The organism is Paenibacillus sp. J31P316, assembly GCF_056269105.1.
On the sequence record NZ_JBWDNI010000001.1, the window covers coordinates 275,616 to 300,858 of the forward strand.

At 57.1% G+C, this 25,243-nt stretch carries 24 protein-coding genes; 2 read left to right on the forward strand and 22 right to left on the reverse strand.

Going from position 1 to position 25,243, the window contains the following annotated elements; translation table 11 throughout:
• Positions 1–361: 361 nt before the first annotated feature.
• Positions 362–574 (forward strand): hypothetical protein, encoded by a 213-nt coding sequence (locus AC0YNU_RS01120; RefSeq protein WP_475752476.1) that lies wholly within the window; start codon positions 362–364, stop codon positions 572–574.
• A gap of 132 nt (positions 575–706) precedes the next feature.
• On the opposite strand, the gene AC0YNU_RS01125 is transcribed toward AC0YNU_RS01120, so the two are convergent.
• From AC0YNU_RS01125 to AC0YNU_RS01175, 11 genes are all read right to left on the reverse strand, one after another.
• Positions 707–988, reverse strand: coding sequence for a YqkE family protein (locus AC0YNU_RS01125; protein WP_475752477.1), 282 nt, complete (start codon positions 986–988; stop codon positions 707–709).
• Positions 989–1,057: 69 nt separating this feature from the next.
• Entirely contained in the window at positions 1,058–2,086 is a 1,029-nt protein-coding gene (locus AC0YNU_RS01130; RefSeq protein WP_475752478.1) for a HoxN/HupN/NixA family nickel/cobalt transporter, read from the reverse strand.
• Positions 2,087–2,334: 248 nt separating this feature from the next.
• On the reverse strand, positions 2,335–3,765 hold the full coding sequence (locus AC0YNU_RS01135) for a sulfatase family protein (RefSeq protein WP_475752479.1): 1,431 nt from the start codon (positions 3,763–3,765) through the stop codon (positions 2,335–2,337).
• Between the two features lie 19 nt (positions 3,766–3,784).
• Positions 3,785–4,669 carry an AraC family transcriptional regulator gene (locus tag AC0YNU_RS01140; protein ID WP_475752480.1) on the reverse strand — a complete coding sequence of 295 codons (885 nt, stop codon included), beginning with the start codon at positions 4,667–4,669 and terminating at the stop codon, positions 3,785–3,787.
• A gap of 55 nt (positions 4,670–4,724) precedes the next feature.
• Positions 4,725–6,149: a sulfatase family protein gene (locus tag AC0YNU_RS01145; RefSeq protein ID WP_475752481.1), complete on the reverse strand. Its 1,425-nt coding sequence runs from the start codon at positions 6,147–6,149 to the stop codon at positions 4,725–4,727.
• Between the two features lies 1 nt (position 6,150).
• Positions 6,151–6,711: an adenylyl-sulfate kinase gene (cysC, locus tag AC0YNU_RS01150; protein ID WP_475752482.1), complete on the reverse strand. Its 561-nt coding sequence runs from the start codon at positions 6,709–6,711 to the stop codon at positions 6,151–6,153.
• Between the two features lie 31 nt (positions 6,712–6,742).
• A complete protein-coding gene (locus AC0YNU_RS01155) occupies positions 6,743–7,741 on the reverse strand; it encodes a Gfo/Idh/MocA family protein (protein ID WP_475752483.1) in 999 nt (332 codons plus the stop codon).
• A complete protein-coding gene (locus AC0YNU_RS01160; protein WP_475752484.1) occupies positions 7,734–9,173 on the reverse strand; it encodes a sulfatase family protein in 1,440 nt (479 codons plus the stop codon). Before AC0YNU_RS01160 ends, AC0YNU_RS01155 begins: the two co-directional genes overlap by 8 nt.
• 22 nt (positions 9,174–9,195) lie before the next feature.
• Positions 9,196–9,999: a sugar phosphate isomerase/epimerase family protein gene (locus tag AC0YNU_RS01165; RefSeq protein WP_475752485.1), complete on the reverse strand. Its 804-nt coding sequence runs from the start codon at positions 9,997–9,999 to the stop codon at positions 9,196–9,198.
• A gap of 187 nt (positions 10,000–10,186) precedes the next feature.
• Positions 10,187–11,293 (reverse strand): Gfo/Idh/MocA family protein, encoded by a 1,107-nt coding sequence (locus AC0YNU_RS01170; protein WP_475752486.1) that lies wholly within the window; start codon positions 11,291–11,293, stop codon positions 10,187–10,189.
• A gap of 72 nt (positions 11,294–11,365) precedes the next feature.
• A complete protein-coding gene (locus AC0YNU_RS01175; protein ID WP_475752487.1) occupies positions 11,366–12,430 on the reverse strand; it encodes a Gfo/Idh/MocA family protein in 1,065 nt (354 codons plus the stop codon).
• 278 nt (positions 12,431–12,708) lie between these two features.
• On the opposite strand from AC0YNU_RS01175, the gene AC0YNU_RS01180 reads away from it, so the two are divergent.
• Positions 12,709–12,855 (forward strand): hypothetical protein, encoded by a 147-nt coding sequence (locus AC0YNU_RS01180; RefSeq protein ID WP_475752488.1) that lies wholly within the window; start codon positions 12,709–12,711, stop codon positions 12,853–12,855.
• A gap of 98 nt (positions 12,856–12,953) precedes the next feature.
• On the opposite strand, the gene AC0YNU_RS01185 is transcribed toward AC0YNU_RS01180, so the two are convergent.
• The 11 genes from AC0YNU_RS01185 to AC0YNU_RS01235 form a co-directional block, all read right to left on the reverse strand.
• On the reverse strand, positions 12,954–14,357 hold the full coding sequence (locus AC0YNU_RS01185; RefSeq protein WP_475752489.1) for an NAD-dependent malic enzyme: 1,404 nt from the start codon (positions 14,355–14,357) through the stop codon (positions 12,954–12,956).
• 280 nt (positions 14,358–14,637) lie between these two features.
• Positions 14,638–16,212, reverse strand: coding sequence for an L-glutamate gamma-semialdehyde dehydrogenase (gene pruA, locus AC0YNU_RS01190; RefSeq protein WP_475752490.1), 1,575 nt, complete (start codon positions 16,210–16,212; stop codon positions 14,638–14,640).
• Positions 16,213–16,238: 26 nt separating this feature from the next.
• A complete protein-coding gene (locus tag AC0YNU_RS01195; RefSeq protein WP_475752491.1) occupies positions 16,239–17,153 on the reverse strand; it encodes a proline dehydrogenase family protein in 915 nt (304 codons plus the stop codon).
• A 428-nt stretch (positions 17,154–17,581) separates the two neighbouring features.
• Complete coding sequence (gene rocF, locus AC0YNU_RS01200) at positions 17,582–18,526, reverse strand: arginase (protein WP_475752492.1); 945 nt, start codon at positions 18,524–18,526, stop codon at positions 17,582–17,584.
• 28 nt (positions 18,527–18,554) lie between these two features.
• Positions 18,555–19,763: an ornithine--oxo-acid transaminase gene (locus tag AC0YNU_RS01205; RefSeq protein ID WP_475752493.1), complete on the reverse strand. Its 1,209-nt coding sequence runs from the start codon at positions 19,761–19,763 to the stop codon at positions 18,555–18,557.
• A gap of 57 nt (positions 19,764–19,820) precedes the next feature.
• Complete coding sequence (gene rocF, locus AC0YNU_RS01210; protein WP_475752494.1) at positions 19,821–20,732, reverse strand: arginase; 912 nt, start codon at positions 20,730–20,732, stop codon at positions 19,821–19,823.
• Positions 20,733–20,939: 207 nt separating this feature from the next.
• Entirely contained in the window at positions 20,940–21,815 is an 876-nt protein-coding gene (locus tag AC0YNU_RS01215) for a LysR family transcriptional regulator (protein WP_475752495.1), read from the reverse strand.
• A gap of 98 nt (positions 21,816–21,913) precedes the next feature.
• Complete coding sequence (locus AC0YNU_RS01220) at positions 21,914–22,429, reverse strand: DUF6886 family protein (RefSeq protein ID WP_475752496.1); 516 nt, start codon at positions 22,427–22,429, stop codon at positions 21,914–21,916.
• A gap of 33 nt (positions 22,430–22,462) precedes the next feature.
• The gene (locus AC0YNU_RS01225; RefSeq protein ID WP_475752497.1) at positions 22,463–22,750 is read right to left on the reverse strand and encodes a HesB/YadR/YfhF family protein; all 288 of its coding nucleotides are present in this window, start codon (positions 22,748–22,750) and stop codon (positions 22,463–22,465) included.
• Between the two features lie 92 nt (positions 22,751–22,842).
• Entirely contained in the window at positions 22,843–24,093 is a 1,251-nt protein-coding gene (locus AC0YNU_RS01230; RefSeq protein ID WP_475752498.1) for a D-alanyl-D-alanine carboxypeptidase family protein, read from the reverse strand.
• Positions 24,094–24,282: 189 nt separating this feature from the next.
• Positions 24,283–25,203, reverse strand: a complete 921-nt coding sequence (locus AC0YNU_RS01235) for an aldo/keto reductase (protein WP_475752499.1) — start codon at positions 25,201–25,203, stop codon at positions 24,283–24,285.
• Positions 25,204–25,243: the final 40 nt, after the last annotated feature.

Genomic DNA, 25,243 nt, shown 5'->3' on the forward strand with positions numbered 1-25,243 from the left:
AGTTCACTAACTGACAAGGGCGATGATCATCGAACGCGTTGCAGAGCATTGCCTGACCGACCGAAGATCGACCGCGCGGTACGATCTTGGCCTCGCAGCGCAACAAAAAGAGCCGCAGGCAGTGCCCGCGGCTCGCGAATGAACGAAATTGGGTAGACGGCAATACAACTGCCCTCATGAAACGACGTCCGCCAAAAGGTACGGCAAACAGCAACGTTTTCGGGCGAACGCTTCATTAGCGTTCAAGCAGCAGGAGTATTCTCATCCAGACACACATAACCAATTCCGCTTCGCGCACAGGCAAAGCATCTCTGTTCGTCCTATTCGAAAATCATGAACGAAGAAAGGGAATTAAGTCCACATGATGTCTAAATGGATACCTCCAGTAGTTTCAATTGGCCTCATTATAACACAGGTCTGCTTTGAAAAAGCAAGTGCTTTTTGTCTCGGTGCTGGTCTTGGTACAGGTTTGGTGCGGGTTTTGATGCTGGTTTTGATGTTGGTTTCGGTACTGGTTTCGGTACAGGTTTTGATGCTGATCTTGATGCTGGTATCGATGCTTCTAAAGCGTTGAAATCCGCAGGTAAGACGCGCAAGCCACCGCAGGCCTAGCAAGAGAAAAAGCCCCTTTCCGCATTGGGAAAAAGGGCTCTTCAGACGTGCGCCCGGCCGTCATTTTCGACGGTGGCTTCGATTGACCGCGTAATCAGCTCTTATTGGACTTCCAATCCATCTTGCTATTGTTCAGCAAATATTCAAAGTCATTGTCCAGCCGCTTCTGTTCCGCCTTGCGGGCGTCCTCTTCCTGCTTCCGGAGGTCTTCCCTGCGCTGCTCTTCCGCGGATTTCAAATCCTGCGCCGTCGCTTTCAGCTTTTCCAGCACGTCAGGCCGGAGCAGATCCTTCAACGTTGCCGCTTTCTCTTCCTTCGGCTGCGCGTTCGATTGGGCTGTTGCGGCTGCCCCGCGATGCTTGTCTTTCTTTGCCATACGATCACCTCGATTAGAATGTCATCATTATAGCAAGAGCAGCGGCAGCGTGCCAAGCATGGCCTTCGATCAGCCTGATAACTCGGTGGCCCGATCCTCGAATTTCATCGTCTTCCATATCGAGAACGAGATCAGCCATGCGGCGACGAACAAGCCCACTAGAATATAACCGAGATCGCCAAGCTCGATCTCATTCACCCACCGAATGGCAGGACCGGTCCAATGCAGCCGTTCGGACAAAATTTGAAGCAGCTCGACGACGCCGATCAGCAGCGCGGAGACGACGGATACCGTCGTGACGGTAACGTTGTAATACATCTTCCGCAGCGGCGTATGGAATGCCCAGCGGTAGGCTTTGGTCATGAACATGCCGTCGGCCGTATCCAGCAAACTCATCCCGGCAGCGAACAGCAGCGGCAGCGAGAGAATGCCGAGAATCGATACCGAGCTCTTCGCGGCCCCGGCGGACAACGCCAGCAGACCGACCTCCGTTGCCGTGTCGAATCCAAGCCCGAACAGGAACCCCAGCGGATACACATGCCAGCTGCGATTAATGAACTTGAACAACGGCTTGAACAGCCGAGCGAACAAGCCTCTCGCCTCCAGCAGCCGATCGAGTTCTTCGCCGCTGTGACCTCCTGTGCGCATACGACGGAAAATCTGAAACAGATTGACGAGAATGATCAAATTCAAAATGCCGATCAGGATCAGGAAGACGCCGGATACGGAAGTACCGATCAGGCTGCCGGTTTCCTGCAGCGCAGGCATCTCGGTTTGGATCCATTTGACGGAACAGGCGATGGCGAGCACCATCAGGAAGACGACGGAAGAATGGCCAAGCGAGAAGTAAAAGCCGACGCCGAGCGGGCTGCGCTTCTGCTGTACGAGCTTGCGTACCGTGTTGTCGATGGCGGCAATATGGTCCACGTCGAAGGCATGCCGCATGCCCAGCGTATACGCCAGTACGCCCAAGCTCCAGAAGGCCATGTCGTTCCGTGCGGCGGCGATAAGGCCGATCAAGCCCAGTACGTGAAGGAGGAGTACGACGATCACGTATCCCGACCAAGATTTCCTGCTTGTCCACAGCTGTCTGAGCATATCAGTCCCCTGCTTTCCATGTCATATAAGCTAACATACGTTAGTTCATTATATAAGCAACGATTGGAAAAAGCTAGACGTTACGTCCATTCTGCAGAATCGCCAGGCACCGCCTCTTTGACGCACGAACGAAAGGCTGCCCGAGCGAGGCAGCCTCCAATCATCATCTATCTTTTTTCCGCTGCGGTTCGCGTTCAATCTCGAAGGGCCGGCCGACGCTCACCTGTCGAGGGAGACTAGTTCGTGCTTTACTCGCGTTTATCGAGAATGCCTCCTGCCAGCAGCTGGCGCTTCGTCCATTCATTCGCTACGGCCGGATCACCGTCCTGCTTCAATTGGGCATACAAGCGCTTGCGAAGCTCGTCCGTCCGCTCCGCGTGCTCTGGCTGGCCGATCAGATTGTTCAGCTCCGCCGGATCGTTCTTCATATCGTACAGCTCGTCCAGATCGGTCAGATTCCACACGTATTTCCAAGCTGACGTTCGAATCATGCGCTGCGTGAACAGTCCGAATTGCTGACCGTTATACGAAGCAACGACATGATCGCGCCACTCCGCCTCTTCATCGGGGTTATTCGCGGCAACGTCCAGCAACGGAAGCAGCGATTTGCCGTGAAATCGATCGGCGCCCGCTTCGATGCCGGCCAGCTCGAGAACGGTCGGTCCCATGTCCAGCAAATTATATACGAGTTCCGAGGATGTCACACCCGCAGAATTGCGCATATGCTCCGGCAGTCGAATCATGAGCGGCACATGCACCACATCGTCGTAGAGGATGTAATGCTTGTCCATCATCCGGTGGGAGCCGCACATATCCCCATGATCCGCCGTGAAAATAACGACCGTGTCATCAGCGGCACCAGTCCGCTCTAGAGCTTCCAGCACGCGGCCGATTGCTTCGTCGAGTTGGCTGATAATGCCGTAGTACCGGGCCACGACAGGTGCCCAGTCCTCCCACCGGTAGTCCTGAATCCCCCAGCTGTACAGCTGCTGCTGCTGGATGTACGGCTTATTACGGAACGTCTCGCGGAAGCCGTCCCATTCGGGAACTTCGGCAGGATCGTACATATCCGCGAAACGTCCCGCCGGCCGGCATGGCAGATGCGGCTCCGAGAAATGCAGCGCCATATGCCACGGTTCCCAGCCGGCATTCAGCTTCTCCATCGTCTCGATCGCGCGTGCGGCGAACCAATGCGTCTCCGTGTCTTCCACCGGAATCGGATTCGTCTCCCCCATGAAGCCGTTCGTATACGCGACCTCGGGATAGCGGCTCTTCCGGAATGCCGAATAGTCGCTTTCGCTGATATAAGACCCGAAGCCGAATGCAGTGGGATCATGCTGCGGATTGACGCCCCATTTGCCGAGGAAGGCGGATTGGTAGCCGTTCCGCGCGAGCTCCGCCGTCCATGTATACTTGTCCGGCGTCAGATACCCGACAGGCAGGAACGCATTGTAGTTCCACAGCGCGCCGAATGTCTCCGGCCGCAGGCCGTGCAGCAGCGACTGCCTAGCGGGGCAGCAGACCGGAATATGAGAATAGGCTTGCGAGAACAAGGATCCTTGTTCCGCAAGCCGGTCTAGATGAGGCGTATGCACGGGATATTTGCTGCTGCTGCCGATACAGTCGTAACGCAGCTGGTCGGCGGTGATGAGCAGGATATTGGGCTTTCGATCGTTCACTGAAACAGGTCTCCTCTCTTTAGCCCGTCGCGCGGAATTGGCTTGGCGAGCAGCCGACATGGCGCACGAACAACCGATTGAAGAAGGACTGATCCTCGTATCCGACCATCGTGGCCACGACGATCACCTTCTCGTCCGTCTCCAGCAGCAGATGCTTCGCCCGTTCGATGCGCACCTCGTGGAGCGCCTCGAAGACGCTGCGGTCGTATTCTTCGCGCATGAGGCGATTCAGCTGGCGAATGCTGGAGTTGAATAGCGTCGACAACGATTGCAGCGTGATTTTCTTCTCGTAATTCCGCTCCAGGTAGCCGTAGATCCGTCTCGCCGTCAGCTCGCGGTCCAATTGCCGCGGCGAAGGGTGGGAACGGTGCTGCTGCATGAGCGTGTAGTAGCGAGAGAGCAGGATGAGCAGCTCGATGAGCTGCAGCCGGATAATCGTCTTATGCCCGGACGGGCGGACGTTGAGCTCGCGAATCATGCTCTCCAGCAGCGTCAGCACATGGGAAGCGTCCTGCCCATGCAGATTCAAATGGTGGTTGAACCGCATGTCGTGCGTCAGGAAAGGATGCACATAGAAGTAATCCATCGAGTCCGTGATTTCGAGCTCGGCGAGCAGCGCGTCCGGTATGAACGAGGGCATGAACAAGCAGTTGATGATTTCCATCTGCCCGCCCGGTTCCACCTCGTACGCATGCGTCTCCCCGGGATTGATGATGAAGACGTCGCCCGCTTGCAGCTCGTAACGCGACCCTTGGAACAGATGATACCCGCTGCCTCGAACGACATAGACCAGCTCGACGAATTCATGGCCGTGCTCGTTAATGTCGCCTTGACTGGTGCGGGTAATCCAGAACGGAAATTCCGATTTCATGTAATTGTTGCTAGTCAGAATATTATCTCTCATGTGCATCCACCCCTGATTTGGTTCTGACAAGCGGTATCGATTCGCGCGAAGCCGGTTAATGCCGTTGCAGGTCCGATGTAGCTTTGTCGAAAATCGCGCGGTCCGGATTGCGCTCCCACTGCTCCCACGTAAGTCCGGCAGCGTTCAAGATCTGTTCGATACGCTTGCGGAACGGCAAACCTCTGCGCGCCAGCTGCTCCTTCATCGGATCGGGACCGCCGGCCAGCTTCTCCGCCACGAACGCGTTCAATTGGCTTTCCAGCGCGTCCGCGATATCCGATCTCGACTCGGCCAGATTGACCGTTTCAAGCGGGTCCGCGTCCAAGTCGTACAGCTCGCGGGGCGGTCTGCGGAACGGTCCGGAATCGTAAGTGACGATCAGCTTGTAGCGATCGTTCCGAATGGCGCGGGCGGCCTGCCAAGCGCATTCGCTCAAATAGAGCGTCTCTCGGGTGCCATCGGCCGATCCTTCGATCGCGTTCCACAGGCTTCGGCCATCCAAGCCTGTTGGATCGGCAAGCTTGCCGGCCGCGATTCCCTCCGGCGCTTCGCGTCTCACGGCTTCGAGCAGCGTCGGCAAAATATCCGCTTGCTGCACCAGTCCCGGCACTCGTCTTCCGGCAGGCAGCCGTCCCGGCCAGCGCAGAATGAGCGGCACGTGGACCGTTGGCTCGTAGAGACCGCAATGATCCCAATAAATGTCATGCTCCGTCAAGCTTTCGCCATGATCGCCGAACAGCACGAGGAGCGTCTCTTCTTGAATACCTAGCTTCGCCAAATGATCGTCGAGTTCCTTCAACCGATCGTCCAAATAGCGAATTTCGGCATCGTACAACGCATCGTAATAGTCCGTGTCCGTCACTTGGCCGACCAGATCGTAATGGTGATGCTTGAAGAACGGATACGCCGTATGGTTGTACGCCGGCTCCATGCTCTTGTTTGCCGGGTCGAACGGATCCTTCGCGGAATCGTAGAATTCGGGAACGTAGGAGTCCGGCGGCAAATACGGCGTATGCGCATCCCAGTAATGCAGGAACAAGAAGAACGATTCGTCCTTGTGCTGCTCGATCCAGGGAAACGCCAGATCATTGATTTTGCTGCCGTCGATCCAGCGGTTGCCGCCGACGGTGTTGAGATAATAATTATATCCGCGGGCGAACCACTCTTTGAGCTGGTAGAGATTATCGACCGCTCCCGTCGTGAACCCCGCGCCGCGAAGCAGGTTCGGCAGCCATTCCACCGATTTGGGCAGATTCGTCAAATCCGAGCCATGGGAGATGACGCCGGTCGTCAGACCGATTTTGCCCGTAAAGACGCCCGTGTGGGCTACCTCCGTCGGAATGTCCGCCGCGTAGGCGCGCTCGAACAGCACGCCGTCCCTTGCGATCTGGTCCATGTGCGGGCTGGTTCGTTTGCCATACCCGTAGCCGCTTAACCTGGAAGCCCGGAGCGTATCGAGCGAGATCAGGATGATTTTCATGCTAGATCGCATCCTTCCCGGGCATATGGTGGAAGCGGTGTTTCTTCTGGTCCAGGTAAGCGATGACGGCCTGCACGTTCTCCTCCAGCGTAGCTGAAGCCGAGTCCAGCGTGATCGCCGGCTGCAAAGGCTCCTCGTAAGGATCCGACACGCCCGTGAAGTTCTTGATTTCTCCGGACCGCGCCTTCGCGTAAAGCCCTTTGACGTCCCTCATCTCGCAAACGTGCAGCGGACAATGGACAAAGATTTCAACGTAACCCGGAATTTGTTCTTTCGCATACTCCCGCATTGCCCGGTACGGACTAATGGCTGAGATCAGCACGTCGACGCCGTTGCGCGACAGCAGATTGGCAATATAAGCAATCCGTCTCACGTTCTCGAAACGGTCCTCCATGCTGAAGCCGAGCCCTTTGCAGATTACGGTCCGTAGCTCGTCGCCATCCAGCAGCTCCACGCGGCGACCTCGCTCGCGCAGCTTCTGCAGGACGGCGGTTGCCGTCGTCGTCTTGCCGGCGCCCGACAAGCCGGTGAACCAAAGTACCGAGCCATGACTGTTGTTCATTATGGTTTCTCCTCCATCTCCCGCAGCATCCCTACGAAGGGACTGTAACCGGAGCTCCCCCGGACTGATGCGACCGAATGGCCGCCTCGATGACTTCCTGGGCTGCCAGCGCGTCCGCTCCCGATGCGGTAATATCTTCTGGTTTCACGCCGTTGTTAAGCTCTTCGATAAATTTGCCGATCCGCTGTCCGAACGTATCGTCGAACCCGTTCATCCCTCCGAAGATCGAATTGCGCACGACCGTAAGCTCGTCGGAGTGATGCGGGTAGTACGTCATGCTTTCATACACATTGTCCACGACAAGGCGGCCTTGATGACCAGCGACTTCGCAAAACTCGATCGGATGGCGCATCGACATGTCGTAGCTGCCGGTAAGATGACCGACCGCGCCGGATGCGAATTCCATGTTAACCGATACCGTCGACCACGACGTACGTCCCGGCGCTTTCGTCATGAACGCCTGAACCCGCTTGATGTCGCCCGCGAAATAGCGCATGACATCGATGGAGTGCGGATGCAGCGCGCGCATGTGCAGCCATTCCGTATCTTCCTGCGGATTCTGAATCGTGAGCCGCATGTTGAGGAAGAGCAGTTCGCCAAGCTTGCCGCCGTCGACGAGTTCCTTCGCTTTGTACGCCGCCGGCGTGAACCGATGATTGAGGTTGCAGGCGAGCACCAAGTTCTTCTCCCGGGCGAACGCGACCATACGGCGCGCTTCCTCGATATTGTTGGAAATCGGCTTCTCGACGAACACCGCCTTGCCTGCCTCCAGCGCAATCATGACCGGTTCATAGTGATGGCTGCCCTTCTCCACGCCGGCCGTCGCCACGATGACCGTGTCAACGCTCTCCTTGCTCAGCAGTTCCCGCAAATCCGTGTAAGCGGGGACGCCATGCAGGCGCCCCGCTTCTTCTGCCCGCTCAGGCATAAGATCGCATACCGCGACAAGCTCCGTGGCGGGATTGCGTTTATAGAACAGGCAGTGGATTTTACCGATATTGTTGACGCCGACGACCGCAACCCTAATCATTGCTGACCGTTTCTTTCTCTTGCTCTTCCTCTTGTTGCTCCACCTTGTCCTTCGCCTGCAGCGAGCGGGCGTTGACGATGGAACCGATGTACATCGAATTGTACGCATCCTCCGTCGACTCGAAGAAACGGTTCTGGCCATTCCAGTTCGTGTTCGTATAGATCGGATTCGTCCGGTTCACTTGGCCTTCGCGCTTGGCGATATAGTCCAGCATGCGGCCGCGCAGCAATTCGACGATGCCCGGCTCCTGCTCGGCCAGGTTGACGTTCTCTTCCGGATCGCGGATCAAATTGTACAGCTCCACCTCCGGCTTGCCGTGGAAATCCGGCTCCAGCGCGACGATGAGCTTCCATTCCGGCGTGCGCCAGCCGTGCTTGCGCATCCACGTGCACTCCGTGATGTACAGCTCGGTCTTCTCCTCGGACGGATCGGACTGGCCGTTCATGAACGGCACCAGATTGCGTCCGTCGAAGGATTCGCCGTTATCGATATCCAGCAGGCTCAGCACGGTCGGCATGATGTCGGCGATGACGCTGACGCTTTCGACGCGTTTGCCGGCAGGAACGCGGCCCGGGAATTTGAAAATCAGCGGCACGACGAGCGTGTTATCGTACAGACCGTGGTGGTCGAAGAAGCAATCATGCTCGTAGAGCGTCTCGCCGTGATCCGCCGTAATGACGATCAGCGTCTCGTCCTCGATGCCCATGTCCGCAAGCTTCGTGAAGATCGATTGGATGCAAATGTCCATATACGCCACGGAACCGTCATATTGCGCGGTCACGTATTCATGGTCGGTTACGTCTTCGCCGATCCATGATTTCAAGAAATCGCCGAACGGTCTGAAGTTATAGACCGGCTCCATCGACGAATTAGAAGGATCCTTCTCGTCTTTGCCGTAGAACATCCGTTCGAACGGCTGCGGCGGCAAATAAGGCGAATGCGGGTCCATATGGCGCAGGAACAGGAAGAACGGTTTATCGTCGGCCGCGAGTCTCTCCAGCTCGGGAATAGCGACATTGTTCAGATTCTCGGCCTTCGGCGTTCTGCCTGTATTTTCGTCCGGCAGCCACGATTCGAAATTCAAGTATGTTTGGAAGCCGCGGGAGGACGGATTGCCCGTGAAACCCACGCAAGTCGTATTATAGCCGTTCTCTTCCAGCACCTCTGGAAGTGTCTTCACATGACTGCCGAGCGGGCCTTCGTGGCGCAGCGCGACGACATCGGTTCCGAACACGTCGTGGCCCGTCAGCATGGAAGCATAGGCAGGCGTCGTCGGAATGCTCGGGCTGAAATGCTGCTCGAACAGCACGCCTTCGGAAGCAAGTCGGTCGATATAAGGCGTCGTCAGCTTGCCGTAGCCGTAACCGCTCATATGGTCGCGGCGCAGGCTGTCGATGCCGAACAAAATCAGATTCGGTTTTTTGGCGGACATGGGAGTTCCTCCTTGGCGGCGATTAGCGCGCTCCTAATTTTTTGAGGCAGGCATTGAGGTAACCGTAGGACTCGGCTGCGACGGCCGTTACTTGCTCGATGCCGTGCTCCGGCGACGCGCCGATCACTTCCAGCACGACAGGACCGTCGTATCCGCCTTCCACCATTGCGGCGCAGTAGCCGAACAGGTCGATGTCTCCGCGTCCGCAGGCTTGAAGCTCGATCGGACCCGGTCCTTGCGCGCGGCCTTTGCAATCGCGAATATGGATGTGTTTGACGCGGCTGAGCACGGCCGGAAGCGCTTCTTCCGCGTTCTCGCCGGAGCGGTGAACGTGGCTCGGATCCATGTCGATGCCGAATGCCGGCGATGCGATTCGGTCCATCGCAGCAAGCGTCGTCGGCGTATTATAGATCGCGTTGCCGACGTGCGCCTTCACGCAGAGCGTCACGCCGTACGATGCGGCGATATCGGACAACCGTGCAAGCTCCGAGATCGAACGCTCCAAGTCTTCCTCGACGCCGGACTTGCCGCCGGGACCTACGTTGATGACCGGGATGCCGATTGCGGCGGCAGCCTGGAAGGCCGGAATAAGGCGCTCATCGGAGAGCGAAGCGACTTCCATGGAGAGGAATTTCAAGCCGTGTTCGTTCACGATCGCCTGAAGCTCTTCCTTCTGCTCCTCCCAACGGCTGAGGTCCAAATGCTCGCACATGCCTTGGATGGCGGAGATTTCGACGCCGTCGAAACCGCAGGCCGCGATCAAGCGGGCCGCTTCGGCAAATTCGTAGGTCTTGAACAAGACCGAGTTGACACCTAATGAAATCATGAATAGTAGACCTCCTATAGTGGGGGGAAATGGTTGTAGAGTCAGTTGTTCGTAAGACCGGTCAGGTACAGCAAGGCGCTAATGCCGGTAAGGATTGCGCCTCGCCTACCTGTGTTCCAACCTATGTTCAGCAGGTTTTCTCGTTATTTGACAGCTAGTCGCACATATGACAATCGCTTGTTGCCTGTTATCTCATGAACAAAGGATCGCCATGAAGCGGCGGCAATGGATTCGGGCGAACCAGCTCTCCGCCGCGTTCGTACGACTCGATGACCGCGAACGTGTACTCCAGAACGGCAAGCGCATCGCGGCCGTTGGCGCGCAGCTGCTCGAACGGCACTTTCGCGGATACGTCTTCCAGGAACGCGTGAATGCGATTGTTGAACGTGCGGTCGAAGTTGGTCGTGCCGTAATCCGTTACTTCGGGCACGATCGGCTGGCTGATCGCCGGAACGCCTTTCTCGGCTTTCCAGTACGACACCTTCTCCACGCAGTTCTCGATACAGAACGTGCCTTTGGAGCCGGCCATCTCGAGGCTCCACCAGCCGCCCAGACCGTACACGGCATCGCCGCGCTGGCTCAGCAAGTAGCCTACGCCGCCATTGGCGAAGCGCACGTGGATGCTGTTGATGGAAGCCATGACGTCCCCTGCGTTGCGGCGGAAGCCCGGACGGTCGGAGAACGTTTGGATATGCGTGATGTCGCCGCAGAAGTGGCGCATGACGCTGAACGGATGCGTCAGGAATGCTTTCATATGGAAGTACGGATGGCCTTTCACTTTCGGGCTGCCTGCCAAGCCGTAGTTGGCTTCGCCGCCGTTAAAGCCCATTTTGGCCAAACAGTACACCAGCTCGCCGATATCGCCGTTGTCGACGTATTGCTTCGCTTTCGCGGCCGGCTCCGTGAAATAATGGTTCAAGTTGCAGCCGAGGTATACTTTCTTCTTCTCGGCGAAAGCGACCAGCTCTCTCGCTTCGCGGATGTCGTGGCAGAGCGGCTTCTCTACGAGAACATGCTTGCCGTAGCTGATGGCTTCCATCGCCGGCTCGAAGTGCCAGCTGCCGTTGTCGATGCCGCCTGTCGTGATGTCGATGACTTCAATGTCGGGCTCGTTCTCGATCATGTCCTTCAGGCTGTAATAGGCCTTGATGCCGTATTTCTCCGCAGTCGCGTCGGCGCGCTCCTTCACGACGTCGCATACCGCGACCAAATCCGCCAACTCTTCTTCCTGATAGATAGATGCATGCAAATTTCCGATTCCGTTCAAGCCGACCAAACCGATCTTAACTGCCACGAATACCACTCCCGAATACGTATTTTGGCGAAGCATGTTTGAATGTATGGATGATGGATTGCATAACTCGATTTAAACGTCGTTGACGGCAGGATCGTTCAGCGAGACGCGCCGCCCTTCCCGCGATGAAACGTAGGTTGCGAGCACCATGCGCAGCGACGTGCGTCCTTCCTCCGCCGTTGCGAGCGGCCCGCGCTCACCTTGCAGGAAGGCTGCCAGCGGAGCTGCTAGTCCGCGGATCCGTTGGTAATGGTTCGGCGGGGACGCGATATCGCTGTCCACCCAGGCATTCGCTGCCGCGTCGAACCGGCGAAGGCCTGCGCCTTCATCCGGCCTTGGCGCATTCGCGCTTGGAGCGTCGCCGTAATTCTGTACGATCGTCCCGCGCTCGCCGATGATTTCCGTCGTATTCTGAATCGCATGGCAAGTGAAGGAGCAGCTTACCTCGGCGATCGGTCCATTCGCATATCTATAGATCGCAATGCCGTTATCATTCGGAATGCGCGGATTGAACAGCGAGGCGAGCTCCGCCGTGACGCTCTCCGGCTCTCCCAGCAGCCAATGGATAAAATCGGCGGGATGCGAGCTGTCGTCCGCCCAAATATCCCGGTTGCTGGCCGGATCGACATGCCAGGTGTTCGCGAAGTCGGCGTTCAGGCCGGCATTCAATCCATGGCGACGACGAACCATAAACACTTGTCCGAGCTCGCCGCCCTGCAGCCATTCTTTCATTTGAATGTTTTGCGGATCGACCCGCATCTGCCAAGCGAGCGTGAACGGTACGCCGTGTTGTTCGACGGCGGCGACGATTCTGTCCGCTTCAGCCATGGTCAGTGCAATCGGCTTCTGCAAAATGATCGCCTTGCCTGCTGCCGCCGCGAGCTGCACAAGCTCCGCATGTCTGGACGTTTCTGAAGCAATGACGACTGCCTGCACGTCTTCCCGCGCCAGCAGAGCTTCTGCGCTGCCGCAGCCTTCTAATCCATAGGCATTAACGGCGGCTTCAAGCCTTTCCGGAGCGTGATCCCAGCCCGCGACGACGCGCACGCCCAGATCCGCCTGCTTCCATTCCTCGCAATAGGCGTTGACATGGCCGTGAGCAAAGCCCAAAATGCCAACGCCGATCGTATCGTTCATATTCAGCCTCCACTATCAATTTTGGCTTACAATAGATGAAACGAATGTCATTTCAAGGCTGCATTGAACCTTTCACCCTTGAGAAAACGCTTACTACCCTCATCATAGCGGTCTAAACGCTTCGTTTCATGGCTGATCGGGACAAAGAATTATCCGATTTGGACCATTTTGGCGGTTTTGGCTGCCAATTGCATGCCGACACCCCGTCATAGGGCAATCTATAGTGGCCTGCATCGATTGGTTGCGGGCTTATTTTCTCAGCGCAAGGAGGGATCGAGATGGGGCGCCATCAGAATCAAGGGATTCCAGGGAAGATGAAAGGCATGCGGGCAAAGGACAGTCAAGCGGAGAACGACGTCGCAGCCTCCACGGATCGCAATCGCAACCAGAAAGGCCATGTGCCGAACAGTCCGTCGACCGGTTAGCACGCCGCTGGCGCAATGCAGAAAAGGCCGTCACCCCCTTCTCGCGAATGGGGATGACGGCCTTTCTCTATCGATAATCATTTACCTTAGCTATACGGTTACCTGAAATCCGGCGGCGTGCGGCGCGCGGAATTCGTCAGAATCGCCGCTTCGATGACGGCCTTCCTCACAAGCGTGACGACCTTCTCGTTGAAGATGCTCGGGATGATGTACAGCTCATTGAGTTCGTCCGGCGTGACGACGGAGGCGATGGCGCGCGCGGCCGCAAGCTTCATCGGCTCGTTGATATGCCTTGCTCGGCAGTCCAAGGCCCCCCGGAATAGACCAGGGAAGACCAGCACGTTATTGATCTGATTCGGGTAATCGCTGCGGCCCGTCGCGAATACGGCCACATGCGGCAGCGCTTCCTCCGGCGATATCTCCGGCTCCGGATTCGCCATGGCGAACACGATCGCGCCAGGCTTCATCCGTTTGACATCCTCCTCGTTCAATACGCGTGCCCGCGAGACGCCGATGAAGACGTCGGCATCCGCGATGAGCTCCTTGAGCGTCCCGCTGTTCGCCTCGACCTGCGGCTGGTCAGCCAGCCACTGCCACATCGGATACGGGTAGGATTGCCCGCGCACGATAGCGCCGTCCCGATCGATCGGAACGAGATGCTTCACGCCGGCGCCGAGCAGCATTTTGCAGATGGACACGCCTGCCGCCCCGATGCCGTTCACGACGACGCGAATGTTCTCCATTCGTTTGCCGACGACCTTCAGCGCGTTGATCAGGCCCGCGATCGTGACGACCGCCGTGCCGTGTTGATCGTCATGGAAAACAGGGATGTCCAATTCGGCCGCTAACCGCTGCTCGATCTCGAAGCAGCGCGGAGAGCCGATATCCTCCAGATTAATGCCGCCGAAAATCGGACTGATCGTCTTGATCGTCCGAATAATCTCTTCCGTGTCCTTCGTGTCGAGACAAATCGGGAACGCATCCACGCCGGCGAGCTGCTTGAACAGCATTGCCTTCCCCTCCATGACAGGCGCCGCGGCATGCGGTCCGATATCTCCGAGACCGAGCACGGCTGTTCCGTCCGTCACGACCGCGACCGTATTGCGCTTGATCGTCAGCGAATACGCTTTGCCCGGATCCTCCGCGATCGCTCGGCATACTTTGGCGACGCCCGGCGTGTACACTTTGGACAAGTCGTCGCGGTTCTTGATCGGCAGCGTCGGCTGAATGGTGATTTTGCCCCCGAGATGGACGAGGAACGTGCGATCGGATACGTTCACGACCTTAATGCCGTCAAGCGCCCGAAGCGCCTCGACGACGGCCGTTTCCTTGTTGTCCTGAAGATCGACGGTAATGTCTCTCGTCGACGTGTCCGATCCCGGGCGGATGACGTCGATCGACGTAATGTCTCCCCCGGCCTTGCTGATCGTCGCTGCCACATCGCCGAAGCTTACTTTCTTGTGGTCCAGCTCCAGCCGAAAAATGATGCTCGTTTGCGCCATCGTAAGCTCACAGCCTCTCTTCCGGACGGCGTGCTCCGCCCGTTGTTGTTCAAGCCTTCCGCCGGCAATCCATGCGCCGGCTCTTCGATTATGTAGTACCCTTTCCTGTTATGACGCAATCAGGACTAGGTTATGCGACATGGCCAGATAGATTCCATCATAGCCAACGGAAGCCAATATCATGCGCGCGGCGCAGCTGCTTCATGCATCCTGCTTCATATTGGAATTGCGGCCCTCTGCCATCGAACTGGAGAGGACCGCAAACGTTCACCGTATTAATTTAAAGCTTCCGTGAAGTAAGCTTCGCTTGCGTGAACAGCAGCAGGTAATCAGGTCCGCCAGCCTTGGAGTCCGTGCCCGACATGTTGAAGCCGCCGAACGGATGCACCCCGACGAGCGCGCCGGTGCATTTGCGGTTGACGTACAGGTTGCCGCAATGGATCGTGTCCAGCGCTTCTGCTATGCGGTCTTCGTCGGAGGAAAAATACGACCCCGTCAACCCGTACTCCGTATCATTGAAGATGGCGATGGCATCGCGATAATCCTTCGCCTTGGCCAACGCCAGCACGGGGCCGAATATCTCCTCCTGCATGATGCGCGCCTTGACGTCGACCTCGCCGAATACGGTCGGCTGGATGTAATAGCCGTTGCCCGAGGCTTTCGCGCCGCCCGTCAGCAGCGAGCCTTCCTCCCTGCCGATATCGATATAGTCCAGAATTCTTGCATAGGACACTTGATCGATGACGGGACCGACGGCGCAGTTAAGCTCCGGCAAGCCAAGCTGAAGCTTCTCGGTCAGCGCGACGACGTGACCGGCGACCTCGTCATAGACCTCTTCGACGATAATCGCGCGCGAACCTGCAGAGCACTTCTGGCCTTGGAAGCCGAAAGCGGATGCGACGATCGCAGCCGCCGCCGCCTCGAGATCGGCCGTCTCGTCGACGATGATCCCGTCCTTGCCGCCCATTTCGGCGATGACGCGCTTGATCCAAATTTGGCCGGGTGCCGTTTCGGCAGCCAGCTTGTTGATGCGCAGGCCAACTTCTTTGGAGCCCGTGAAGCTGACGAAACGCGTCTTCGGATGCGACGTCAAGTAGTCACCGATTTCCGCGCCGCTGCCCGGAATATAATTGATGACGCCCGCAGGCAGCCCTGCTTCCGCCATCAAAGCGACGAATTTATGTGCGATGACCGGCGTTGTCGAGGCCGGCTTGAGCAGCACCGTATTGCCCGATACGACAGCGGCTGCCGTCATGCCGACGCAGATCGCGAGCGGGAAATTCCAGGGCGGGATGATGACGCCGACGCCAAGCGGCACATAAGACAGCCGATTCTCCTCGCCTGGAATTTTCGCCAGCGGCTGCGTCTCGTTAATGGTGCTCAGACGGAGCATCTCGCGCCCGTAAAATTCCAAGAAATCGATGGCTTCTGCCGTATCCACGTCAGCCTCGACGTAATTCTTGCCTGACTCCAGCAGCATCAGCGCCGAGAATTCATGCTTGCGCTCGCGCATGAGCTTCGCCGCCTTGAACAGATAGCCCGCTCTATGGCCGGCCGGAACCTTGCTCCAGGTCTCGAACGCGTTCAAAGCTGCCTGCATGGCTTGTTCCGCCAGCTCCTGATTCGCTCGACTGACGAAGCCGATGACCTCGTCGACGTTACCCGGATTAATGGACGTGATCTTGGCCTCGGTTTCGATCATTTGACCGCCGATCTTGAGCGGGTAGGTGCGGCCGAACTCCGATTTCGCTTTGGCAATGGCGGCTTCCATGGCCACCTTGTTCTCTGCCAGGCTGAAATCGGTAAACGGTTCATTCGCGTAAGGCTTCATCTCATTGAAAGGAATCGTCGTCATAGCCATTCTCCTCTCCCGGATGGGGCTTAGTTCAGCAGGTTTCTCAGGACGAACCAGACATTGGCGGGCCGCTCGGCCAAGCGCCGCATGAAGTAGCCGAACCAATCGATGCCGAACGGTACGTAGATGCGCACGCGGTAGCCTTCCTGAACGAGCCGCTTCTGCAGCTCTTCGCAGATGCCGTACAGCATTTGGAACTCGAACGCCTCTCGGCTAATGCCTTCCTCGCTTACGAGCTGCTTCGTATAATCGATAATTGCTTCGTCGTGACTCGCGACGGCCGTATAGTTCCCGTTCAAGAGATGAAGGCGGATGATGCGCTTCAAATTGTCGTCCACGTCTTTCTTCGACGCGAAAGCAATGTTTGGCGGTTCTTTGTAAGCGCCTTTGACGAGCCGAAGATTGGCCCTCAGCCCGTTCAGCTCCTTCACGTCCTTCTCCGTACGGAACAGATACGCTTGCAGAACAATGCCCACATTGTCATACTCCCGGCGAAGCGCCTTGTAAATATCGAGCGCAGGCTGGCAGTGCGCCGAATCCTCCATGTCGATGCGGACGAAATTGCCGAGCTCGCGCGCGCGATCCAGAATCCGCTTCATGTTCAAGGTGCAAAGCTCGCTGTCGATATCGAGGCCCAGCGATGACAGCTTCAGGGACAGATTGGAGCGAACGCCCGACTCCGCGATGGCGTCGAGCGTCAACAAGCACATGTCCGTCGATCGCTCGGCTTCTTCCTCGCTATAGACGAATTCACCGAGATGGTCGAGCGTCGCCATTCTGCCGTCGGCGTTCAGCCTGCCGACGGCCTCGATCGATTGACGAATCGTTTCGCCGGCGACGAACCTGGCCGCGCCGAGCCGAAGGCCGTATTTCTTCGCCAGGCGGTTCGCGAAGGTGCTTTTGCCAAGTGCTTGAAACACGCCTTTCAGGAGCAGATCCATATCGAATGCCTCCCGCAATTTGTGCCGTGAAAACAAATTGTCTGAATATATTATACAATTTACTCGGATGATTGAACAATCATCCAATGAATGCCTGATGATCCGTTCGTTTCTATTGGATCGGGTCCATCTGCCGATAGGATGTCATTTGAAGGTGTGAGTCCGGCTTTGTTCGGAGATCGTCATACTGTTACATAGATGCGAGGGCGTGGAATAAGGTTCATTATCGAGCCGTCAACGCTTGCGGACGAGAATAGCAACAGCCGCCTTCAGCTCGCGATCGATGGATGGCGGAACGTAAGGCGGCTGTCTTCGTTACTGAGTCTTCGTTACGGAGTCTTCAACAGGGAGTCTTTAATACTGTCTTTAATACTGTCTTTAATACTGTCTTCAATACTGTCTTCATAACCGTATTCACTATCGGTCGATTACAGAATACGCTTGCCCAGCAGCGATGCGATGAGCCCGATCGCGAGACGGGCAGTGCGCCTGCTTTCGTCCAGCATGGCGTTCACCTCTACCATATCGATGGACGAGACTCGCCCGGATTCCGCGATCAGCTCGCAGGCGAAATGCGCTTCCCGATAGGTCAAGCCGCCGGGGACCTGCATGCCGACGCCCGGTGCTTCAAGCGGATCCAAGCAATCCGCGGAGAAGCTGACGTGGATGCCGTCCGTGCCGTCGCCCGCGATTTCGAGCGCCCGGCGCATGACCGCTTCGACGCCCATCCGGTCGATTTCGTGCATGGTGAACACCGTGATGCCTTCCGCCAGAATCAGCTCGCGCTCTTCCGGCTCGACGTCGCGCACGCCGATCAATACGACCTTGCGTTTGTCGATTACGCTGCCCTCTGCGAGTTCAGTCATGTCCGACAGCCCCAGCTTTGCGAAGCCGAGCGCCACGGCGAGCGACATGCCGCCGATGTTCCCGGACGGAGTACTCGTTTCCGTGTGGAAGCCCGCATGCGCATCGAAATAAATAACGCCGTACTGCCTTCCTTGTGCCGACTGTCCCGCAAGTCCGGCTAACGCGCCGATCGTGACGCTGCGGTCACCGCCAAGCACAAGCGGCACCTCGCCCCGGCCGACGGCCTGCGAGACGAGGTCCGCTACGCGGCCGCCCATCTCGACAACCTCGGGCAAATGCTTGACATGCCCGTCTTTCTGCGGCGCTGTCGAGCGCTGGAATAATCCCGTAACTTTCGATTCCCCCGTGACTTCATAGGCGGTTTTGCGCAGCTGCCGTAGCAGCCCTGCCTGCATCATCGATTCCGGTCCTGCCTCGTTGCCTGGTCTGCCCGCTCCTAGACCGAAGGGCACTTGAATGAGATGCAGGGTCTTGGTTGCGTTCGATGCTGGATTCTTATCTGCCATATCGGATCGATCCACCTTCCACAAGGTTTTATTCGGTATCAAACAATTGCCGGATCCGTTCGAACGCCCAATCGAGCTCTTCCTTCGAGATCGTAAGCGGCGGCGCGAATCGAATCGTCGTCTCGTGCGTTTCCTTGCATAGAATGCCGAGACCTTTCAATTTCTCGCAATACGGGCGTGCCGGGACGGAGAGCTCCACGCCGATAAACAAGCCGCGACCGCGAATATCCTTGATGACCGGGCTTTGTAAGCCGCGAAGCTGCTCTATGAAATACGTACCCAGCGCTAGCGAACGGTCAACCAGCCGTTCGTCCTCGAGCACGTCCAATGCCGCAATCGCGACTGCGCTGCCAAGCGGATTGCCGCCGAATGTCGACCCGTGCGAGCCGGGCTCGAAGACGCCTAAGATGTCGTCGTCTGCCGCTACCGCCGAGATCGGATAGACGCCGCCGCCGAGCGCTTTGCCCATGATATAGATGTCGGGTACGACGCCTTCCCACTCGCATGCGAACAGCTTGCCGGTGCGGCCGAAGCCGGTCTGAATCTCGTCCGCCGCGAGCAGCACGCCTTGCTGCTTGCACAGTTCGCTCGCAGCCTTCAAGAAGCCGCTCGGCGGTAACACGATCCCGGCTTCGCCCTGAATCGGCTCCACGAGGAAAGCCGCCGTATTCGGCGTGATTGCCGCCTTCAATGCATCGATATCGCCGTATGGAACGATACGGAAGCCCGGCGTGAACGGACCGAAGCCTGCCCGGTAAGCGTCATCGGACGAGAATGACGTCACGGTAATCGTCCTGCCGTGGAAATTACCCTCGCAGACGATGATTTCCGCTTGGTCCGCCGGCACCTGCTTTACGTTGTACGCCCAGCGCCGCGCTGCCTTCAGCGCCGTCTCCACCGCTTCCGCGCCCGTGTTCATCGGCAGAATCATGCCTTTGCCCGTCAGCTTCGCCAGCTTCTCGTAGAATTCGCCCAAACGTTCGTTATGGAACGCGCGCGAAGTCAAGGTTACCTTATCCGCCTGCTCCTTAAGAGCAGCGACGATTCGCGGGTGGCGATGCCCATGGTTGAGCGCGGAGTAGGCGCTGAGCATATCCATGAACCGGTTCCCTTCGGGATCCTCGACCCATGCGCCTTCGGCCTTCGAAATCACGATCGGCAGCGGATGATAGTTGTGCGCGCCGAATCGCTCCGTCTGTTCGATGATCCGCTGGGACGGGCTTGATGGTTTCGCCATGCAGACACACTCCCTCTGTCATCATCCTCGTTGTCTATCGTCAAACCGGCATGCCGCCTACAGAATCCGCTCTCCGAACGCCGAGCCTATCAATTCCACGGCCGCGACAGCCGTTTTATTATGCTGATCGAGCATCGGATTCACTTCGACGAATTCGGCGGACACGAGCAAATTCCGTTCAAACAGCAGCTCCATCGCGAAATGGCTCTCCCGGTACGACATGCCTCCGGATACCGGCGTGCCTACGCCCGGCGCATCCCACGGATCCATGCCGTCGAGATCCAGACTCAAATGGACGCCGTCCGTGCCGTTCGACACGATGTCCATCGCCTCTTCCATGACCTGCTTCATCCCGAACCGGTCGATATCGTGCATCGTGAATACTTTGATTCCCTTTGCTTTAAGAAACTCGCGCTCGCCGGGATCGATCGACCGCGCGCCGATAATGACGACATTCTCGGGCTGCAGCTTAACATCCGCCCCGCCGATGGAGGTCAGATCCGGATGGCCGTAGCCAAGCGCCGCCGCAAGCGACATTCCGTGAATATTGCCCGAGCCTGTAGTCAGGTGCGTGTTGACGTCGCTATGCGCATCAAACCAAATAACGCCCAGCCGCTTTACTCGCTGCAGGACGCCCTTGATCGTGCCGATCGCAATGCTATGGTCGCCTCCTAAGACGAGCGGAAATCTGCCTTTGCCCATTTCCGCGCTGACCGTATCGCACAGCTCTTGGTTCACTCTTGCGATTTCGCCCAGATACTTCAACTTCTCGCCTTGAACGGCCGGCGGCAGGCTCCTCTGTACGTTCAAATCGCCCAAATCCTCAAGCGAATAGCCAAGCGCGTGTAACCGTTCATGCAGGTTCGCGCCCCGAATCGCATCGGGACCCAGATCAACGCCCTTCCGGTCTGCGCCATAATGAAGCGGTACGCCGATTATCGTGATGTTCTTGTTCTTCACCGCATCCATAAGCTGCACCTCTTCCTAGACTTTCCGTTATCCTTATTGTAGCATAGCGTTTTTTATTGAAAAAATTGAATTATCCAATCGTTACGATTAAGAAAACCAATGTTACCGCTTTTTTCCTCGCCCATCGCATGCTCGAACGCGAAGAAGCCCCCAGCTGCCGAAGCTGCCGGGGGTTTACTGCGCTGCATGTCGCCGAAGGGATGCCAATCAATCCCATTCCTTCCAAATTCGCTTGACGATAGCCGCGAAGGAATGGATGTTCTGCTCCGCGGCTCGTTTCCGCAAAATCACCATGTTCGTTTCGATTTTGCCCGGAAAGCGATGGATCTCGGCCAACGTTCCCTTGCGGAGTTCGTCTTCGACCAGGGCAGCTCCGAGCAGCGCGATGCCGGTATGATACATCACCGTTCGCTTGATCGTCTCGTCGGAGACGCATTCGATGTATTTGTCCGGCGCAATGCCGTATTCCTTGAGGCATTCGTTGACGAGCCGTTGAATGTTGGACCCCGATTTATACGTGATAAACGGATAGGCTTCCAGGAGCTCTGCCAGCTCATGCTGCGCCAGCAGCTCGCTTGTCGTGACAAGGACGAGATCTTCTTTGCCGAGCGGTATGGTCTCCATCTGCGGAGAATCGCACGGCCCGGCGATGATGGCCAGATCCGCTTCGTTCGCGGACACTTTCCGCATCGCATCGTTGCTGTCGCAGGAGAATAACTGCAGCTTGACGCTCGGATTCTCGGCTATATACGAATGAAGAATGAGCGATAGGTACTGCGTGCAGTAGAATTCTGGCGCCGCTACGGTCAGCAGGCCATGCGGGTTCTCGAGCTTGCGCAGCTCGGCCTCCATCTCTTCCATGAGCGCGAGCGTCTTATCCACGTATTGCTTGACGAGCTTGCCCGCGGGAGTCAGGTAGGTTCGCTTCCCGCTCCGTCCCAGCAGCGCGACGCCCAGCTCGCTCTCGAGCGACTGGAGCTGCAGCGTAATCGTCGGTTGGGAATAACCGAGCAGATCGGCGGCTCGCGTATAATTCAGCGTGTCCGCGACGACCTGAAAAGTTTTGTATTTCTTGAAATCCATCCTTGCCTCACGTCCTTGCCGACTTCATGGACTCATTATAGTCGGGAATGCCCGCGGGGGGCAAGCCGGGTACAAGCAGCGACAAGCCGCGGGATAAGCTATTCTAAAGTTCTGGCGTTGGACATGCGGATCATCGAGAATTGCACCGTCGAAGATGGGATTGCAGCCCGAAGCAGCTGCAGAGACGGCGTAACCCGGACCTCTATGCCGGCCTCTGCCAATCCCCCAAGACAATCGTCGATGCGCTCGATTCCGACAGGCGCTGCTTCTTCTCTGCTGATATAGTACCCTGCATCCAGCGCATACGGCTCGAACGGCTCGATGTCGAACTCGTACCTGTATAGGGCGGTTTCGCGGATGCGGTCCAACCAGCCGCTCTCGACGGCAACGATTCGGTCCGTGCTCGAGAAGCCGAAGAAACGTTCGCTGTCGGAAGCGCTCGTCTCTTGTTTTGCCCAAAAACAAACCCGAGGGCAGTCCCTCGGGAAGTAGTAATGATAGGCATGCCATTCGTCGATCGCCCATACCATTGCCGGCTCATGAAGCCTATAAGGCAGCTGCCGCGGCCGGAACGTGCGGATATTCGGATCTTCACTGAAATGATACAATCGCAAGCGCTTCGCTCCGTTTCCGCGTATCGGGTTCGATCATTCAACATCCATCGAGATATCGTCTTCTGCCGCATTAAACCGGATGAGCAATTCCTTGTTATCCAAAAACCACAAATTGTCCGCTTCCATATAGAACGTGATGCCTTCCACGACGTCCTTCAGGCCCGGGTTCCGGGGGATATCCTTCATGATGCCGAGCGAGTAACCGGGTTGAACGCTGCCGCTGCCGCCAAGTCTAACGAAAATGCGCAAATGATCGCCGTCCGACAATTCCAATTCCCTGATGTACCACTGTGCAGCCGTCTGTTCTACCGAAAGCTTCATCGTTTCCATCTCCTCGTTTTGGATACGGTTACATGATATATATACGCCGCCGGCCAGTGAATTACCTCTTTGATTTACGAAAATCGCGGGTGCTAATAGCTGCGTCCCCGCTCCAGTCTCCGGCGCTTGGCGCGAACGGCGGCGAACAGGAATAAGTACAGCAGCAGCCCGATCCATACGAAGAAAATCCGGATTTTATTACCCATGGACGGTTCGGCAGTGCCGGTGCTCGTGCCCGCGGTTACCGCTCGCTGTACCGATGCCGAAAATTCCGGGTAGCGCTTCGCGATGCCGCTTAGACTCGGCGATACCGGCTGCAATTGTCCGGCGGTTTCAATGCCAAGCGAGGTTTGGACCAACACCTCGCCTGCCGCGGAGACGGTAATGATCGGCGTCTCGCCCTTCGGCACGACGGCGAGCAGCGGCTCCTTCGGCGAGAATGGAGCAGCCCCGTCGCTTGCCAGTGGGTACGCCGAATTCGAGAGCGACACCTGCTGCATGTCAAAATGCTGAAATCCGTAATCGAGCAGCTTCGTCATGTCCTTATAGAGTGCGGATTTGGTCGGGGATTTAAGCAGCACGCCGATCATCTCCAGACCGTCCCGCTTCGCCGAGGTGACGAGCGTAAAGCCCGAATCGCCGGTATAGCCGTTCTTGATGCCCGTTACGCCTTCATAATTGCCAAGCATTTCATTATGGTTAATCAGCGTCGTCTTCCACGTTAATCCGTCCCAGGCCATCTTCTTCGTGCCGACGATCGTTCTGAACAGGTCGTTATGCATGGCGTACCTAGAGATCTTGGCCATATCGAGCGCCGTCGTATATTGCGCCGCATCCGGCAAGCCGCTCGGATTCATGAAATGCGTGTGCGTCGCACCGGCTTTCTCTTCTACGAACCGGTTCATCCGTTCAGCGAACGCCGCCTTGGAGCCATCGATGAATTCGGCGATTGCAGTGGCTGCATCGTTGCCGGAGTTCAACAGCATGCCATATATAAGGTTGATCAGCGTCTGCTGCTCGCCCTCTTCCAAATAAATGCGCGTTCCGATCTCGTTCCGCGCTTCCTTGGACGTCGTAACGATGCTGTTCAGATCCAGACCGCTCTCAATGGCGATAATGCCGGTAATAATCTTCGTGATACTGGCCGGAAATTGCTCTTTCTCCGCATTGCGCGCGTAGAGCACCGTTCCCGTCTTCGCGTCGATCAGAATCGCCGAATCGGAAGCCAAATCAGGCGGTGTCATCGTCTGGTCCTGCGTGTCCGCGTAGACCGGACCGGCAGCTGTCAAGAGTACCAGGATGAGCAGCATAGCAAGCAAACGAAACCGTGTAAGAACCGTCATGAATCGTTGTCGACCTCCTGCGTCGCTTGTGAAAGGTTTAGATTCTATAAACGTACCACTAGAAACGACAGGACAGCAATTATTATTTTGTGGGAGTATTGCGGCAAAGGCGCATCGTCGCGGGTAACCGCAAAAAAGCCTTGAGCTCGGCTCAAGGCTTCTTCTGCGTTCTTACGCGCTGCCTCTATGTTACCGCTGCACATCCTGCGGATGCGGTTCTGTAATTAGCGACGTGACGCTCGCATTAGAGCTCACCTGCGCAGGACTCTTGCAGCCCGGAATGACGGCCGTCACCGCCGGGTGCTTCAAGCACCATGCCAATGCCCAGGCAGCCATGTCTACGCCGGCCGGCACTTCTTCTGCCGCGATGCGCTGTACTTCCTTCAGCTTCTGTACCGTGCTTTCGCGGTCATGACGGTGGCGGACGTCGGTCTGATCGAAGACGGCATCCGGTTTATATTTGCCGCTCAGATAACCGCTTGCGAGCGGGACGCGGGCCAGTACGCCCAAGTCCTGACGGATGCAGGACGGGAATACGTCCGATTCAGGAACTTGATCGAGCCGGTTGTAGACGACCTGAATGACCTCGGAGCCGACCTTGGACGACGCGTCTACTTGATGGACGTTGGCATTGCTGCCGATGGACGTGCCCAAGTGCCTGACTTTGCCGGCTTGGACCTGTTCGTTCAACACGGACCATAGCTCCTCGTTGTCGAATACCGCATCGGGACCCGAATGGAATTGATACAGATCGACGTAGTCCGTCTTGAGCGCCCGAAGGGAAGCATCCAGCTGCTTCACGACATCGCCGGCCGAGAAGCTGTCGGTACGCGTGAACCGTTCATGAAAGTGATGGCCGAACTTCGTGGCTACGATCCAATCCTCGCGCTTGCGACGGGACAAGTAATCGCCGATCAGCGATTCGGACAAATGGTCGCCATAGCATTCCGCGGTATCGATCAGATTAATGCCGAGCTCGGCTGCCCGGTCAAGAATCGCGTCTGCTTCGTCCTGCGTGAATTGCTGTCCCCACTCGCCTCCGAACTGCCAAGTGCCTACGCCGATGACGGAAACCTCAAGTCCCGTCCGTCCTAGTCTACGATATTTCATGTTCAACTCTCTCCCTTCGAATGGCGCGGACAGGCAATGC

Bases quoted from the DNA above. Each gene is read 5' to 3' on its own strand.
- AC0YNU_RS01120 (WP_475752476.1), top strand. From the start codon at position 362: ATGATGTCTAAATGGATACCTCCAGTAGTTTCAATTGGCCTCATTATA.
- AC0YNU_RS01125 (WP_475752477.1), bottom strand. From the start codon at position 988: ATGGCAAAGAAAGACAAGCATCGCGGGGCAGCCGCAACAGCCCAATCG.
- AC0YNU_RS01130 (WP_475752478.1), bottom strand. From the start codon at position 2,086: ATGCTCAGACAGCTGTGGACAAGCAGGAAATCTTGGTCGGGATACGTG.
- AC0YNU_RS01140 (WP_475752480.1), bottom strand. From the start codon at position 4,669: ATGAGAGATAATATTCTGACTAGCAACAATTACATGAAATCGGAATTT.
- AC0YNU_RS01145 (WP_475752481.1), bottom strand. From the start codon at position 6,149: ATGAAAATCATCCTGATCTCGCTCGATACGCTCCGGGCTTCCAGGTTA.
- cysC (WP_475752482.1), bottom strand. From the start codon at position 6,711: ATGAACAACAGTCATGGCTCGGTACTTTGGTTCACCGGCTTGTCGGGC.
- AC0YNU_RS01155 (WP_475752483.1), bottom strand. From the start codon at position 7,741: ATGATTAGGGTTGCGGTCGTCGGCGTCAACAATATCGGTAAAATCCAC.
- AC0YNU_RS01160 (WP_475752484.1), bottom strand. From the start codon at position 9,173: ATGTCCGCCAAAAAACCGAATCTGATTTTGTTCGGCATCGACAGCCTG.
- AC0YNU_RS01165 (WP_475752485.1), bottom strand. From the start codon at position 9,999: ATGATTTCATTAGGTGTCAACTCGGTCTTGTTCAAGACCTACGAATTT.
- AC0YNU_RS01175 (WP_475752487.1), bottom strand. From the start codon at position 12,430: ATGAACGATACGATCGGCGTTGGCATTTTGGGCTTTGCTCACGGCCAT.
- AC0YNU_RS01180 (WP_475752488.1), top strand. From the start codon at position 12,709: ATGGGGCGCCATCAGAATCAAGGGATTCCAGGGAAGATGAAAGGCATG.
- AC0YNU_RS01185 (WP_475752489.1), bottom strand. From the start codon at position 14,357: ATGGCGCAAACGAGCATCATTTTTCGGCTGGAGCTGGACCACAAGAAA.
- pruA (WP_475752490.1), bottom strand. From the start codon at position 16,212: ATGACGACGATTCCTTTCAATGAGATGAAGCCTTACGCGAATGAACCG.
- AC0YNU_RS01195 (WP_475752491.1), bottom strand. From the start codon at position 17,153: ATGGATCTGCTCCTGAAAGGCGTGTTTCAAGCACTTGGCAAAAGCACC.
- rocF (WP_475752492.1), bottom strand. From the start codon at position 18,526: ATGGCAGATAAGAATCCAGCATCGAACGCAACCAAGACCCTGCATCTC.
- AC0YNU_RS01205 (WP_475752493.1), bottom strand. From the start codon at position 19,763: ATGGCGAAACCATCAAGCCCGTCCCAGCGGATCATCGAACAGACGGAG.
- rocF (WP_475752494.1), bottom strand. From the start codon at position 20,732: ATGGATGCGGTGAAGAACAAGAACATCACGATAATCGGCGTACCGCTT.
- AC0YNU_RS01215 (WP_475752495.1), bottom strand. From the start codon at position 21,815: ATGGATTTCAAGAAATACAAAACTTTTCAGGTCGTCGCGGACACGCTG.
- AC0YNU_RS01225 (WP_475752497.1), bottom strand. From the start codon at position 22,750: ATGAAGCTTTCGGTAGAACAGACGGCTGCACAGTGGTACATCAGGGAA.
- AC0YNU_RS01230 (WP_475752498.1), bottom strand. From the start codon at position 24,093: ATGACGGTTCTTACACGGTTTCGTTTGCTTGCTATGCTGCTCATCCTG.
- AC0YNU_RS01235 (WP_475752499.1), bottom strand. From the start codon at position 25,203: ATGAAATATCGTAGACTAGGACGGACGGGACTTGAGGTTTCCGTCATC.